10 protein-coding genes are annotated in these 15,305 nt (G+C 40.3%); 7 read left to right on the forward strand and 3 right to left on the reverse strand.

Translation table 11 applies throughout. The annotated features are described in order from the left end of the window. The first annotated feature begins 2 nt into the window (after positions 1-2). Both PBF_RS03365 and PBF_RS03370 read left to right on the forward strand, forming a co-directional pair. Entirely contained in the window at positions 3-362 is a 360-nt protein-coding gene (locus PBF_RS03365) for a YisL family protein (RefSeq protein ID WP_035327086.1), read from the forward strand. Between the two features lie 330 nt (positions 363-692). After that, the gene (locus PBF_RS03370; protein ID WP_035327088.1) at positions 693-3,614 is read left to right on the forward strand and encodes an EAL domain-containing protein; all 2,922 of its coding nucleotides are present in this window, start codon (positions 693-695) and stop codon (positions 3,612-3,614) included. Between the two features lie 113 nt (positions 3,615-3,727). On the opposite strand, the gene PBF_RS03375 is transcribed toward PBF_RS03370, so the two are convergent. After that, positions 3,728-4,291 (reverse strand): DUF2777 domain-containing protein, encoded by a 564-nt coding sequence (locus tag PBF_RS03375; protein ID WP_035327090.1) that lies wholly within the window; start codon positions 4,289-4,291, stop codon positions 3,728-3,730. Positions 4,292-4,448: 157 nt separating this feature from the next. Here PBF_RS03375 and asnB point away from each other — a divergent pair, with 157 nt between their 5' ends. Then, on the forward strand, positions 4,449-6,296 hold the full coding sequence (gene asnB, locus PBF_RS03380; protein ID WP_035327092.1) for an asparagine synthase (glutamine-hydrolyzing): 1,848 nt from the start codon (positions 4,449-4,451) through the stop codon (positions 6,294-6,296). A 36-nt stretch (positions 6,297-6,332) separates the two neighbouring features. Here asnB and PBF_RS03385 read toward each other — a convergent pair whose 3' ends face one another. Both PBF_RS03385 and PBF_RS03390 read right to left on the reverse strand, forming a co-directional pair. Next, positions 6,333-7,682, reverse strand: coding sequence for an MATE family efflux transporter (locus tag PBF_RS03385; RefSeq protein ID WP_035327095.1), 1,350 nt, complete (start codon positions 7,680-7,682; stop codon positions 6,333-6,335). A 126-nt stretch (positions 7,683-7,808) separates the two neighbouring features. Next, a complete protein-coding gene (locus tag PBF_RS03390; RefSeq protein ID WP_035327101.1) occupies positions 7,809-9,575 on the reverse strand; it encodes an alpha-glycosidase in 1,767 nt (588 codons plus the stop codon). A 314-nt stretch (positions 9,576-9,889) separates the two neighbouring features. Between PBF_RS03390 and PBF_RS03395 the strand changes: the two genes are divergently transcribed. The 4 genes from PBF_RS03395 (at position 9,890) to PBF_RS03410 (ending at position 15,202) form a co-directional block, all read left to right on the forward strand. Beyond that, on the forward strand, positions 9,890-11,182 hold the full coding sequence (locus PBF_RS03395; RefSeq protein ID WP_035327103.1) for an extracellular solute-binding protein: 1,293 nt from the start codon (positions 9,890-9,892) through the stop codon (positions 11,180-11,182). A 263-nt stretch (positions 11,183-11,445) separates the two neighbouring features. Further along, positions 11,446-12,729 (forward strand): carbohydrate ABC transporter permease, encoded by a 1,284-nt coding sequence (locus PBF_RS03400; protein WP_035327105.1) that lies wholly within the window; start codon positions 11,446-11,448, stop codon positions 12,727-12,729. Positions 12,730-12,731: 2 nt separating this feature from the next. After that, positions 12,732-13,574 (forward strand): sugar ABC transporter permease, encoded by an 843-nt coding sequence (locus PBF_RS03405; RefSeq protein ID WP_035327107.1) that lies wholly within the window; start codon positions 12,732-12,734, stop codon positions 13,572-13,574. An 89-nt stretch (positions 13,575-13,663) separates the two neighbouring features. Then, positions 13,664-15,202, forward strand: a complete 1,539-nt coding sequence (locus PBF_RS03410) for an alpha-amylase family glycosyl hydrolase (RefSeq protein WP_035327109.1) — start codon at positions 13,664-13,666, stop codon at positions 15,200-15,202. Positions 15,203-15,305 lie beyond the last annotated feature (103 nt).

Raw genomic sequence — 15,305 nt, forward strand, 5'->3', positions numbered from 1 at the left:
GAATGATACATGCCCATATAACAACATGGTTTTTAGCACTTGTTCTATTTTTTATTGCCCTTATGATGCATAAAAGCGGCAAACAAAAAGGTTTAAAAGTTGTTCACATGATCTTGAGATTATTTTATCTGCTAATCATTGGAACAGGGGTTTGGATTTTAAGCAGCCTTAACAGCATCGATCTTCTTTATGTGTTGAAGTCATTAGTAGGCATTTGGGTAATTGCTATGTTTGAAATGATTATCATCCGCACTGTCAAAGGGAAGAAGACTTCTATTTTATGGGGACAGTTTATTGTTGCGTTAATCCTGGTTCTATATTTAGGCTTTGTTAAATTGCCATTAACATTTATCGCAGTCTAACGGGCAGTAAGACCCCCACTTCAAGACTCCGAGAAATCAAAGGAGGACAAGTGGAAGTCAAACTGCCCGTAAAGGCCCGATTGGTTCAACTAACAATAAGTGGGGAGAAAAGCACTCGCCACTTATTGAAGTTTCACTTTATGACGTAAATATGGATTTTTATAGAAAAGGCTGCCGAAAAGGCAGCTTTTTCTAATTTTGTCATGTCATGCCTTCACTAAATATGGTAATTTAAAACTATGATAAAAAAATTAGAAACTGAAGCCTCAGCTGTACAAGGAGCTATTCCTATCAGCGGGTCTAATGTTCTTACTATGATGGTGGGTTTTTATGGCACAGACGATTACATGTTTATATAAAAATAATAGCGAGCTAAATAGATTTATAGACTTGAATGAATTGACTGAATACCCGAATTTGCTTGTGCAGGTTTTTACAGGAACCCCTGAGAGCCTATTTATCGCGAAACTTCAAAAGGAACTGGCAGATAAGCTTCCCTTTGCACATATAGCAGGCTGTACAACTTCCGGTGAAATTCATGAAGGGTGCATTAGGGAAAAACAAACAATCATTTGCTTTACTATTTTCGAAAAAACGGAATTAAAATCTTTCCTGTTAAACAGGAGAGATTTTAAGAACAGTTATGAAATGGGAAAAACCCTGGCACGGGAACTTGCTATCTTTAATACAGAAGCTGTAATTATCTTTCCTGCAGGATTTGATGTCGATTCCACTGACATCTTGGAGGGAATAAATGAAATCCAGCCCGATATGGTGATTTCCGGCGGCCTTGCCGGAGATAATGGTTTATTCCAGGAAGGTTTTTCTTTTACTCAAGATGGAATCACCAGCGATGGGCTTGCGGCAGTTGCACTTCAAAGCGGTCATCTTTCGGTGCGTCATTTTGAGAATTATCAGTGGCAGGAGATTGGAAAAAGCTTTACCGTAACAAAGGCTGAAGGTTCTATCATCTATTCGCTGGATCATAAGAGGCCTTTAACTATTCTAAAACGCTATTTGGGAGAGGCCTTTATTAAGGATCTGCCGAAATCAGGTACTGAATTCCCGTTCCTGTTACAGTACCGCGGGGAAAAAGTATCCGTTTTTATTATAAAATTATTTGAAAATGGTGCAATTAAAGTAAATAGAAGGGTTGAAGAAGGAGACACACTTACGTTTGCTTATGCAAATCTGGAGGACATTATTGACCGGTCTTTACAGGAATTAAAAGAGCTCGACCAGGTTTCTCCTGAAAGCATATTTATATACAATTGCATGGCCAGGAAACAATTTGCAAGAGATTTTACGGAAAAAGAACTGGCAATGTTCCAGAGGATAGCTCCCGCGAACGGGTTCTTCTCTTATGGAGAGATTTCCTGCTGTAAAGGCGGGCTTCCGCAGATGGTGGGACATTCTCTTACATACCTTGCTCTATCAGAAAATAGTGTTCAATCAAGGAAGGAACAGCAGAATGAATTTGTTTATGAAAAAACCGACCAATTTAATACGATTACTTCTTTAACTCATTTAATGCATGCTTCTCAGGATGATATTAAAGCATTAAACAGCAGTCTTAAAATGTCAGAACAATATTATAAATCTCTATTTGATAATAATGCAGACTTCGTTTATTCAACTGATCTTAAGGGAAATTTCACAAGTGTCAACCCGGCATTTGAGAAAACCTTCGGGTACAGCCAGGAGGAAATAATCGGAAAAACAGCGCTTTCCTATGTTAATGATATGGATGTACAAAGAGTCCGGATGCACTTTTATCGGGCGTTAAGAGGAAAAGAGCAATATTATAACGTCTATATTGATTCAAAATCAGGTGAGACGAATCTATTTCAGCTGAAAAATATTCCGATTACGGTTAACGGGGAATGTGTAGGCATTTATGGAATCGGCAGAAATATTACAGAACAGAAAAAGATTGAAGAGAAGATAACAGAACTGGCTTTTTTTGACCGGGATACAGGGCTGCCGAACAGAATGAAGTTTACAGAACAATTGGAAATGCAATTAAAGAGAGCCAGGAAGAAACAGAAGAAAATTGCCGTTCTTTCTATTGATATTGACCGCTTTAAAATCATAAATGACAGTCTGGGGCACTTTGCCGGGGATATGGTGTTAAAGGAAATATCCGAAAGAATTGAGAGGGTTTTGCCTGCCGGCTCTTATTTGGGAAGGTTCAGCGGAGATAAGTTTACTCTTGTATTATCGAGGGAAGCAACCATTGATAAAGTTATGAAAGCCTCCAAAAAGATATTAGATGAAATATCCCATCCTTTATTTCAGTCGGATCAGGAGTTTATTGTTACTGCGAGTATTGGTGTAAGCCTATACCCGGATGATGGACCGGATGAGCACATACTGCTGAAAAATGCGGATATTGCCACGAACCGCTCCAAGCTGCAGGGAGGAAACAGGGTCACCTTTTTCTCGATGGAAATGAATGAACAGGCAATGGTCAGACTTGAGCTTGAAAGCTACTTAAGAAAAGCTTTGCAGAAAAATGAGTTTTATTTATGCTATCAGCCATTAATCGACCTTGAAACAGGCAATCTATACGGAAGTGAAGCCCTGATCCGCTGGAATCATCCAAAACTTGGCCTTGTTTCACCTGGTGAATTTATTCCTCTCGCAGAAGAAACTGGTCTCATTGCGGATATTGGCGGCTGGGTATTAAGGTCAGCTTGTCAGCAAAATAGGCGCTGGCAAAAGCTAGGCTATGAATCCCTTTCCATTTCTGTGAATGTGTCTGCCTATCAATTCCAGCAGCCGGGATTTCTCCAGGAAGTCAAGATGGCATTGGAGCTTTCCGGTATGGAGCCGCAATATTTAACATTGGAGCTGACGGAAAGCACGATGCTGAGAAATGTTGAGTACAGTATACAAATTATGCAGTCTCTGCAGGATATCGGTGTCAAGGTATCCATTGATGATTTTGGAACCGGCTATTCTTCTTTAAGTTATTTAAAGGACCTTCCAATCAATACATTAAAAATCGATCGGTCATTTATCAATAACCTTCGATTAAATACATCTGATGTTGCCATTGTAAAAGCCATCATCACCATGGGACATGGGCTTTCCGTAAAGGTGGTGGCTGAAGGGGTGGAAACATTGGAGCAGATTGAGCTTTTAAAGGAATTGAAATGCCATTATGCACAAGGCTTCTATATACATAAGCCGCTTATGACAGGGGATTTTGAGAAAGGTCTGTCTAAATACGTTCAAACGCACAGCTAGCGCATAAAGAAACAGCAGCACTGCCATTAAAGGCAGGCTGCTGTTTCTTTATGAGATAAGCGAATAAATCCTGAAGTTAGATAAATGTCCAGCTCCAGGCGCCTTTCGCTTTCCTATGAAGACATCTTCTCAATCACCATTCTTTTTCCGCTGTTTAAGGTAAATTCAAACCGGTCACTCATTTTTTCATAATAGCAAAAATGATGCTGCACATTGCATATATGATCCTGGTTATCAAAAACGATGAAGTTAACACCGCTTTTCCTGTCTTTATCATTAAAAAATGCGAGCTGGTTATAGCAATAAATGCAGTCATAGACCGAAAATTGCATGGAATTTAGAGTGGTTACGAACTGGTAGAAGGCATCATCATTCATTTCCTCCAATAACCTTTCGAGAGAGAAAACCAGATGCTTTCGAATGCGAATCGAATCCTGGTTCTTCAAGTGAAACGTTTCATCATCTAATGCCACCTTGCCATCTTCGAATAAAATGCCCTTTTTCCAGCGTTTAAAGCGGAACACTTCCATTTCCTGATGGAGGAATTCGTCCAGTATGGATGCTTCATCTGTCTCATGGTCAAAAAATACCCATTGATCATTGATATACTCTACAGTGCCTTCTGTAAAAGCACGGGATTGATATTCGATAAGCTTTGTTCGCTGCTGTCTATTCATATAAAACCTCCATTAACTTCCTCAACTTCTTTTTAGACAGTTTTGGCGATTTTTATAACCGCATGAATGTGGACAATTAACTTTTTTTAAGGCCCAGCATACAATAGCATCATGATAAATGTGCCCATGCGATTCCGCTTTGAAAGGATGATGTAATGTGTGTGGAATTACCGGCTGGATTGATTTCCAAAAGGATTTGAGAAAAGAAACAGCTGCAATTGGCAAAATGGCGGATACGCTGGCAAAGCGGGGTCCGGATGAAACGAACATATGGACAGATGTGCATGCTGGATTCGGCCATAAAAGGTTAATCGTTGTAGACCCTGCAGGCGGAAAACAGCCAATGACTAGGGAAAAACATCAAACCCGCTTTACGATTTGCTATAATGGAGAGCTTTATAATACGGAAGATCTCCGTAAAGAACTCCTTATAAAAGGATATTCGTTTGATGGCCATTCTGACACTGAGGTTTTGCTGACTTCTTATATAGAATGGGGAGAAAATTGCCTTCAATATTTGAATGGCATCTATGCATTTGCAGTTTGGGATGAGAAGAAAGAACAAATATTTATTGGCAGGGATCGTTTAGGGGTAAAACCTTTATTTTATAAAGAAACGAAACAGGGCATTTTATTTGGATCTGAATTGAAATCTATTTTAGCCCATCCTGATGTTAAGGCAGAAGTCGGCAGGGAAGGTTTGGCTGAAGTCTTTGGACTGGGGCCATCACGATCCCCTGGCTCAGGGGTTTTCAGAGGCATTGATGAATTAAGGCCTGCTCATGCGCTGATCTTTTCGAGAAATGGACTGAAGGTATGGCGTTATTGGAATGTGAAAAGTGCCCCTCATGAGGAAAATGTGGAGGAGACGGCTGAGCGGGTCAGAGAACTATTTACGGATGCTGTGACAAGGCAGCTGGTCTCGGATGTTCCATTATGCACGTTCCTTTCCGGCGGAGTGGATTCCAGTGCGATTACAGCTATTGCTGCAAAAGCTTACGAAAAAGACGGTAAGGGCCGTTTGACCACTTATTCGATAGATTATGAGGGAAATGATGAGTTTTTCAAGGCTAATGAGTTTCAGCCCAATTCAGATGGAACATTTATACAGATGATGTCCCAGGCCTTTAATACAAAACATAACAGCAGTATAATCACCCAGAAGCAGCTGGCAGAGGATTTAATCGAATCTGTGCATATGAGGGATCTTCCGGGTATGGCTGATGTCGATTCCTCCCTGCTATGGTTTTGCAGGGAAATAAAAAAGGATTTTGTTGTCAGTCTATCAGGGGAATGTGCAGATGAGATATTTGGCGGCTATCCATGGTTCCATAGAGAGGAAGATTTAAAGAGGAAGGGATTCCCATGGATGAGGTCACTCGAAGCCAGGCAGGACCTATTGAAAGAAAATTGGAGGAAAAAACTGAACCTTCAAGACTATGCAATGGAAAAATATTTTCAGGCAATCTCCGAAACTCCTGCTTTAGACGGGGAGAGCAGGGAGGACGCAAGCAGGAGAGAGCTTTTCTATATAAATATGATTTACTTTATGACGACCTTATTGGACCGTAAAGACAGAATGAGTATGGGGGCAAGCCTTGAAGTGCGGGTGCCTTTTGCCGATCATCGGCTTGTGGAATATGTGTGGAATATTCCGTGGGAGATCAAAATGCATGGAAACCGCGAAAAAGGAATTCTTCGCAAAGCTCTTGAGGGCATACTGCCGAATGAAGTGTTATACAGAAAGAAAAGCCCTTATCCCAAAACACATAATCCAGAATATACGGCTACAGTCCAGAGGATGCTCAATGGATACCTGGAGGACCGCTCATCCGCACTGTATGAATTCTTTGACAGCGGCCAGCTGAGGGATATTATTGAGTCGGGAGGTGACTCATTCCGGGAACCATGGTTTGGGCAGCTCATGACTGGTCCACAGCTGTTAGCACACCTTGCACAGATTCATGTGTGGTTTAAGGATTATAATATTAATATTGCAGAATAAAAAAGAAGCGGCAGTCACAACTGCCGCTATTCTTATTTATACTGCTTTTGAAGACACGAACGACTTATTCACCCAGACTCTGGATCTCCAGCGCCATAACATGAGCAATCCTCTAAGCCATTCATCGGCAATAAAAGCGATCCAAATGCCGGCAAGACCCAGTCCAAAATGAATTCCGAGAACATAGGAAAGGGTAACACTTACGCCCCACATGGACAAGATCCCCATATAAACTGGGAATTTTACATCGCCGGCTGCACGCAGGGAGTTAATGACGACTAAATTAAACGATCTGCCTGGCTCCAGGAGGATGGTCAAAAGAATGAGAACACTGCCAACCTTTATGATATCTGGATTAGAAGTGAATATGCCCATCAATTTTTCTGAGAACAGGGAGAAAAGAACCGCAGTCCCGAATGAAATAATGATGGCTAAGCGCAGGCTTTTCATGCATCTTTTATAGGCTGCCTCATAATCCTTTCCGCCTACCATATGGCCTATCAGGATTTGTGTGCCCTGGCTGATGGCGACACTGAAAAGGAATATGAACATCATGATATTCTGCGTATACACCTTTGCAGTTAAAGCTTCTGTTCCGAGAGCAGCGATGAATATAGTAATCACCATTTGCGATCCATTATAGGATAAATGTTCTCCTGCTGAAGGGATCCCGATTTTTAAAAGATTTTTGATATGTTCCTTTGGAAAGCGAAAAAGTAATCGGAATGGAAGTGCTTTTTCCGTTCTTTTAAGCAGGACGGCGACAGCAGCAGCCAATCCGATCAATCTGCTGACGACAGTAGAGATGGCCACTCCTTCTACACCCAATACCGGAAACCCGAATGGGCCGAAAATAAAAAAGTAATTGCCAATAACATTTAAAATGTTCATGCCGATAGTAATGTACATAACATCTCTTGTAAATCCGTAACTTCTGATGATCGCTCCAATTGTCATAATTGATGCCTGGACAAAGGAAAAGCCGCCAACAATGACTAAGTAGCTGTTTGCCTGGCTTAAGAGCTCTTCAGGCAAATCCATCATGCGGAGCAGCGGTTTGCCTGATACGAATAGAAGAATACTAAGGATTACCCCAAATACCAGGTTTGCCCCCAGGGAGACAATCGAAATTTCAGCAGCCGTTTTATTATTTTTTGCGCCAAGATTTTGGGCAATAAGGATGGATGTCCCTGTCGCTACAAATCCAAACATGACGATTACGAGCGAAAGGATCTGATTTGACACCCCGACGGCAGCCACAGATTCATCCGAATATTGCGAAAGCATAAGTGTGTCGGCATTTCCCATGAGCATGTGGAGCAGTATTTCAATAAAAATGGGCCAGGTTAACGCAAATAATGTCATTTTTTTCTGGTTCTTAGTCATGGTTATTCTCCCTGTTTGTAAATAAATTCTCATGTAAATAGGAACCTGTGACAATGTAAAAGCGAAAAAAGAAAAGCCTTAAGGTTTTGCCCTTAAGAACTTTCCTTATTTCAATCAGTTTCCTATTTAGTGAAGCTTTGCAGGGAAGGACAGGATTTCAAAGCCCCAGCCATCAAGCTGAACTTTAAGGTTTTCCGCTTCAGCTGCAAATTCTTTGTCTGTAAGCATATTCGTTACCTTAACACCCTTAAGCGGATAAGGCAATACAAATTCCGCGCTTTCATCCGCAGGGTTGGCGAGTACTATAATTGTTTTTTCATCATCGTATTTTCGGTAGGCAACTATATTAGGATCTGTCTGAACAAATTCAAATTGACCTTCATTTGCGAGCAGCTTTTCTTCTTTCCGCAGCTTAATAAGCTTTTGAATATGAGAAAACAATTCACGGTCCTGTTTTTCCTCATCCCACTCCATGCATTTTCTGCAGCCGGGATCCATTGTACCATTTAGTCCAATTTCATCCCCATAATATAGGCATGGTGAACCCATAAAGGTGAATAAAAGTGTGTAAATTAGCTTAACCCTGTCTTTATTATCTTCACATTCCGTTAAGAGTCTCGGTGTATCATGGCTTCCAACCAAATTGAATGCAGCATCATAGACATTGGCCGGATAGCTGTGGATTTCAGCGGTCATATTATGGACGAATTCAGTGCCTGTTATGGATTTCTTTGCAATTAAATTTAGCAGGTTGGTGGTAAAAGGATAATTCATGACAGCATCAAATTGGTCTCCGCGCAGCCATGGCATTGAATTGTGCCAGATTTCACCCAGTATATAGAGATCTGGTTTAATGTCTTTTACAGTCTGCCTGAATTCACGCCAAAACTGATGGTCAACTTCATTGGCCACATCCAGCCGCCATCCGTCGATATCAAACTCTTCAATCCAGTATCTGGCCACTTTGAGCAAATATTCTTTTACCTCTGGATTTTTTGTATTCAGTTTTGGCATCTGCTCTACAAAAGCGAAGGTCTCATAATTAGGGTAATCCCCGCCTTTTAGAGGGAAACTATGCGGATGGAACCAATCTTTATAAGGTGATTTTTCTCCCTTTTCAAGCACATCCTGAAATGGGGGAAAGTAGTATCCGCTATGATTGAAAACGGCATCTAGCATGACTTTAATATCCCTATTATGGCATTCCTTAACCAGTCTTTTTAAAGTATCCTTTGAACCGAACTGGGGATCAATTTCAAGATAATCTATTGTATCATATTTATGGTTGGAAAATGCCTTAAAAACAGGGGTAAAATAAATGCCGGAAATGCCGAGGTCCTGCAGATAGTCCAGATGTTCAATAACACCTTCAAAATCTCCGCCAAAAAAATTATCCTTAGAAGGCTCATCACTGCCCCAGGGAAGAACACCTTTCGGATCATTGTCCGGATTTCCGTTAGCAAACCTTTCCGGGAAAATCTGATACCAGACTGTATCCTTCACCCAGGATGGTGCTTGAAATACTTCTTCAGGGTGCAGGTAGGGAAAGTTGAAATAATAACCTGAATCGAAAGGAGCCTCCTCATAAAAGCCTTTTTCAGTCAAAATCAATTCTTCTTCACCGGACTTTAAGTGAAATCCGTACCGGGATCTTCTAAATGGCGGTTTAATATAAGCATGCCAATAATCATGTATCCCATCAGAACCTGATTTCTGCATATCTGTTTTTTCATACTGCCATTTACCATCCGCCCATAAGTATTGATCACCATGCAATAAAGTGACTTCAGAAATATCATCTTTCTTTGTTTGCAGTCTAATATGTAAGGTTTCCCTGCTGATAGGATAAACAAAATGATCAGCAGGGTAGTGTATGATGGCTGCCTTTTCCATTATAATTCCCCTTTCAAAGTGCAATCGCTTGCATTATACCATATGAATGGAGCAGAAATGTATAGTATAAATTCGAGTGTTTGAAATTAAATTTTTTCAAACAAAAATAATTTAGAAAAAAGTAGTTGTAAAAGCCCAAAAACCTTGTATAATAAAAATTAGAAATTGTGCAATCGTTTTCATAGAGCGGTTTCATTGAATTATAGTTTAAGTGAACGCTGATTTTTTTAGAAATACATTAAAGCGTTTACAATTTTGTGCAAACGGTTGTACTATTTACATTAAGCAACAGATCTATTTAAGGGGGCAATATCATGAAAAAGTCACTATCTTTCTTTATGATGCTGGTATTAGTAATAGGAATGCTGGCAGCTTGCGGTCCTCAGCGTGAGGCACAGCCGGAAAATACAGATAAAGATAACGGTACAGGTGAAAACCAGGCTGAAGAGCCAAAACCGGAAAAATTAGTAGTTTGGGAAGACACAGATAAAGGCGTAGCATTAAAGCCTGCCATTGAGTCTTTTGAAAAAGAATATGGAATTAAAGTTGAATTCAAAGAATTAGGCATGGCTGATAAAATCCGTGACCAATTAAGGCTTGATGGACCTGCAGGAAATGCACCTGACGTTGTTACACTGCCTCATGACCAAATTGGCCAGGTTGTAACAGAAGGTCTTCTTCAGGAAATCAAGGTTGATGACAGCGTTCTTGATACTTTCACAGAATCATCCATCAGTGCTCAAATGTATGATGGAAAGCTATATGGTCTTCCAAAAGCAACCGAAACACCAGTTTTCATCTATAATAAAGCATTAATGGAAAAAGCTCCTGAGACAATGGATGAGCTTTATACTCAAGCTAAAGAATTAACAACTGGCGGACAGTATGGATTCCTGGCTTTATTCGATAACTTTTATTTCGCTCACGGTCCTATCGCTGGCATGGGTGGATATGTTTTCAATGAAAAGGACGGAGCATTAGACCGTGAAGATGTTGGTTTAAATAACGAAGGCGCTGTTGAAGGTGCTGAGTTTATTCAAAAATGGTACAGCGAAGGCTTATTCCCTAAAGGAATTATCGGGGAAAGCGGTGGAGCTGCAATGGATGGCCTATTCAATGAAGGAAAAGCTGCTTCTGTAATGAATGGTCCATGGGCACTTCAAGGAATGAAGGATGCAGGGATTGATGTCGGTGTTTCTGTAATGCCTAAGCTTTCAAACGGTGAGCCTGTTAAGACATTCATGGGTGTTAAGGGATGGAATGTAACTGCATTCACTAAAAACCCTTATTGGGCAACAAAGTTAGTTGAACATATTACAAACGAAGAAAACGCAAAAATCCGTTTCGAGACAACTCAGGAAATCCCTCCTGTAAAATCTCTTATTGAAGATCCGGTAATCGCAGACAATGAAGCTGCAAAAGCAGTTGCTGAGCAATCTCAATACGCTGTTCCAATGCCAAACATTCCTGAAATGGCTGAAGTTTGGGGACCAATGGCTTCTGCACTTCAAACCATTGCAACCGGTAAAGCGGAGCCAAAAGCAGCGCTTGATGATGCAGTTAAAACGATCAAAACAAATATTGAAACAAATCACCCTGCCAAGTAAAGCTTGACAGACAAAAGGGCGGTACCTCTGAGGAGGTATTGCCCATACTTTTATGTAATGATAAAAAACTGAAGGTGCCTGAGCAGATAGGTCTCTGCTGCAAATGAATACTTTCGTACCTTTAAGCATAAGCGGCAGAAAGCCGCTTTCATGTTCCTCTTAAGAGCAACCGTTTGCACGTAATCAATCGCTACTATTCTTTTAAATGAATTATAATAATAGAAAAATACTTTCTCCTATAAGAAAGGGGAGGCAATAGCTATATGGACACAAAAAAAATGACATCCAACCATGGAAGAAATGCTGCTCTATTATCCATCCTGCCTGGATTTGGACAGTTTTATAATAAACAGTTCGTAAAAGGTGCTATATTTTTAATTCTTACCGTTTCGTTCTTTGCAGCATTCTATGACACGCTGAATTGGGGCTTCTGGGGACTATTCACACTAGGGGAAATTCCAGTTCTGGACCATTCCATTTTCCTTCTGATCGACGGAATTATTGCACTGATCGTAACAGCATTGGGGCTGATCATTTATGCCTTTAATATTTATGATGCTTATAATAACGGGAAAAAACGTGATTTGGGATTGGAATTAAACAGTGTCAGAGAACAGTATCACAATCTCCTTGATAATGGTTTCCCATACTTAATGATCTCACCAGGTTTTTTCCTTTTGGTGTTCGTTGTAATTTTTCCCATCTTATTCGTAGTTCTTCTTGCATTTACTAACTATGATCTATACCATTCTCCACCTGCAAAGCTGGTAGATTGGGTTGGCATTCAGAACTTTATCGATATTTTTAAACTGGATTTATGGAGAAAAACCTTCTTTGGCGTAATGGGCTGGACAATAGTCTGGACTTTTGTAGCTACGACTCTCCAGGTAGCTCTGGGTATTTTCCTGGCAATTCTCGTTAACCAGAAGGATCTCAAAGGGAAAGCGATTGTCCGCACAATTTTCATTCTCCCTTGGGCAGTTCCTTCATTTATCTCGATCCTGATTTTTTCAGGAATGTTCAATGAAACATTCGGTGTGGTTAATAAAACAATTCTAGATGCAATTGGCATCGGTGCCGTTCCATGGATGACTGAGGAGAATTGGACACGTTTAGCTTTAATCTTCATCCAGTCCTGGCTTGGATTCCCATTCATTTTTGCCATGACAACAGGTGTGCTGCAGTCTATTCCGGATGAGCTTTATGAAGCTGCAACAGTTGACGGTGCATCGATTTTGCAGAAATTCACAAAGATTACTCTGCCGTTGGTTTTGTTTGCAACGGCACCGATTATCATTACTCAGTATACGTTCAACTTCAATAACTTTAATGTTATCTTCTTGTTTAATGGCGGCGGACCGGCTATTCCGGGCCAAAATGCCGGCGGTTCGGATATTCTTATATCCTGGATTTATAAACTGACTATGACTTCTGCCCAATATGGCAAAGCTGCTGCAGTTACCATGATTCTTTCGCTTATCGTCATCACTGTAGCACTATGGCAGTTTAGAAGAACAAAATCATTCCAAGAAGAGGATTTGATGTAGACATGAGCATGAAGAAAAATAAAATGATCCGGCTGACACTTTCATATTTAATCATTGCCTTAATGAGCTTTATTGTCATTTATCCGCTTTTGTGGGTAATAGGCTCATCATTAAATCCTGGCCAGAGTTTGTCGGGATCAACTATGTTTCCTGAAAATCCGACCTTGGCCCATTATAAATACCTATTTGATTTAGAGAAGTCCAATTATGTTAAATGGTACTGGAATTCATTGAAAATAAGTACGCTGACCATGATACTAACGGTTATTACAGTATCATTGACTGCCTATTCGTTTTCACGTTACCGTTTTATCGGGCGGAAAAATGGTTTATTAACGTTCCTGGTACTGCAAATGATACCTAACTTTGCAGCCCTGATCGCCATTTTTGTATTAGCGACAAGAACTGGTTTAATTGATACACATCTTGGATTGATCCTGGTGTATGTAGGTGGCCAGATCCCTATGAATACATGGCTGATGAAAGGCTATCTCGATACGATTCCGAAAGAACTTGATGAATCTGCGAAAATGGATGGTGCAAGCCATCTTCGTGTTTTCTGGCAAATTGTTATGCCGCTAGCAAAACCAATTGTAGCGGTAGTTGCGCTATTTTCATTCATTGCTCCTTTTGGTGATTTCATCCTTGCCAGAATTTTATTAAGAACAGATGAAAAGTTCACAATGGCAGTAGGATTGTATGAAATGGTTGCCAAGCAATTTGGTAATGAATTTACAAAGTTTGCAGCTGGCTCGGTTTTAATAGCGATTCCGATTGCTGCGCTTTTCCTCATGTTCCAGAAATACTTTGTATCAGGTTTGACGGCAGGGGGAACAAAAGGCTAATCTTAAAGGGCTGAAACTTTACTTGCCGCTGCAGGCTGCGAACTTGATTGGAGTCTCGGAGCGGCTTGAAAAATGAAGGAGGAGCGGCGATGAAAAAAGGATTCATAACCTTCATCTTAATCCCGTTTCTTCTTTTTTATGCCCTGCCGGCAGCAGCAGCTGAAAAAGAAGAGCGTAAATGGCAAGATGAAACAATTTATTTCTTAATGGTAGACCGATTTAGCAATGGAGATCCGAACAATGATTTTAAAGTTGATGTTCAGGATCCAAAGGCTTATCATGGCGGAGATTTTAAGGGAATTACAGAACGCCTTGATTATATTAAGGATATGGGGTTTACAGCAATTTGGCTGACTCCCGTTTTTGATAATGAAGAGAAGGGCTATCACGGTTACTGGATCAAGGATTTTTATAATACGGAAGAACACTTTGGCACAATGGATGAGTTCAAAGAATTAGTCCAGGAAGCCCACAAAAGAGATATGAAAGTGATATTGGACTTCGTAGTGAACCATGTAGGCTACAATCACGATTGGGTTAATGATCCTGAAAAAAAAGATTGGTTCCATGAAAAAAAGGATATCGCGAACTGGTCGAATCAGACTGAAATTGAAAATGGCTGGATTTATGGGCTCCCTGATTTAAACCAGGAGAACCCTGATATGAAAAACTATTTAATGGATGCAGCTAAGTGGTGGATTGAAGAAACGGATATTGACGGTTATCGACTTGATACCGTTAAGCATGTTCCAAAATCTTTCTGGACCGACTTCTCCAAAAATGTCAAATCAGTCAAAGAAGACTTTTATTTGCTTGGGGAAGTATGGTCGGATGATCCCAAATACATTGCCCAATATGAAAAAACGGGGATAGACGGCTTTGTTGATTATCCTTTAAACGATCATCTGAGAACCGCCTTTGCAGAACCTGATAAACCGTTAAGCTGGCTTTTTACAAACTGGGATCGAAATAAAGCATTTTATGAAAATCCCTACCTAATGGGGACCTTCATGGATAATCACGATACTGTCAGGTTCACTCGTGATGCTATCACAAAAAATCATCATCCGGGACCAAGATGGAAGCTTGCATTAACATACATGTATACCTCACCTGGGATTCCGATCGTTTATTATGGAAGTGAAATAGCTATGGATGGCGGTGAAGATCCTGACAACCGCAGGCAAATGGATTTCCGTACAGACAAAGAGTTAATAGATTATATTACAAAACTCGGTGAAGTAAGGAAATTACTGCCATCTCTAACGAGAGGCGACATGGAATTGCTGGAGGAAAAGGACGGTTTTGCTGTTTATAAACGGACATTCGATGATGAAACAACGGTGATTGCAATCAATAATTCAACAAAGACACAGAAAGCGGTGCTTGATTCCTCACAATTGGAAGAAGGAAGAGAGCTCCGCGGCATGATTTCTAATGATCTTATCCGCAGTAAAGACGATAAATATGAGTTGATTATTGATCGGGAAGAAGCTGAAGTATATGTTCTTAAAGAAAAATCAGGATTGAATATTCCGCTAATTGGAGCACTTGCGGCAGTTTATTCAGCTTTTATGATTTTTCTATATCTTTTATGGAAGCGGTCCAAAAAGAAGAAATCGGAGTAATTTTATTTTATTTGCCTCCCCTTCTTCCTAATCCTGTTAACAGTTTAAAAATAAAAAGAAAATCAAATCGGTTTTGATTATAATATTAATAACAGAGACCTCA

The sequence above is a fragment of the Cytobacillus firmus DS1 genome (genome assembly GCF_000565285.1).
GTDB lineage: Bacteria > Bacillota > Bacilli > Bacillales > Cytobacillaceae > Cytobacillus > Cytobacillus firmus_A.

What these genes read in the sequence shown, in the direction of transcription:
- PBF_RS03390 (WP_035327101.1), bottom strand. Translation starts at nt 9,575, where the DNA reads ATGGAAAAGGCAGCCATCATACACTACCCTGCTGATCATTTTGTTTAT.
- PBF_RS03400 (WP_035327105.1), top strand. Translation starts at nt 11,446, where the DNA reads ATGGACACAAAAAAAATGACATCCAACCATGGAAGAAATGCTGCTCTA.
- PBF_RS03410 (WP_035327109.1), top strand. Translation starts at nt 13,664, where the DNA reads ATGAAAAAAGGATTCATAACCTTCATCTTAATCCCGTTTCTTCTTTTT.
- PBF_RS03375 (WP_035327090.1), bottom strand. Translation starts at nt 4,291, where the DNA reads ATGAATAGACAGCAGCGAACAAAGCTTATCGAATATCAATCCCGTGCT.
- PBF_RS03395 (WP_035327103.1), top strand. Translation starts at nt 9,890, where the DNA reads ATGAAAAAGTCACTATCTTTCTTTATGATGCTGGTATTAGTAATAGGA.
- PBF_RS03370 (WP_035327088.1), top strand. Translation starts at nt 693, where the DNA reads ATGGCACAGACGATTACATGTTTATATAAAAATAATAGCGAGCTAAAT.
- PBF_RS03385 (WP_035327095.1), bottom strand. Translation starts at nt 7,682, where the DNA reads ATGACTAAGAACCAGAAAAAAATGACATTATTTGCGTTAACCTGGCCC.
- PBF_RS03405 (WP_035327107.1), top strand. Translation starts at nt 12,732, where the DNA reads ATGAGCATGAAGAAAAATAAAATGATCCGGCTGACACTTTCATATTTA.
- PBF_RS03365 (WP_035327086.1), top strand. Translation starts at nt 3, where the DNA reads ATGATACATGCCCATATAACAACATGGTTTTTAGCACTTGTTCTATTT.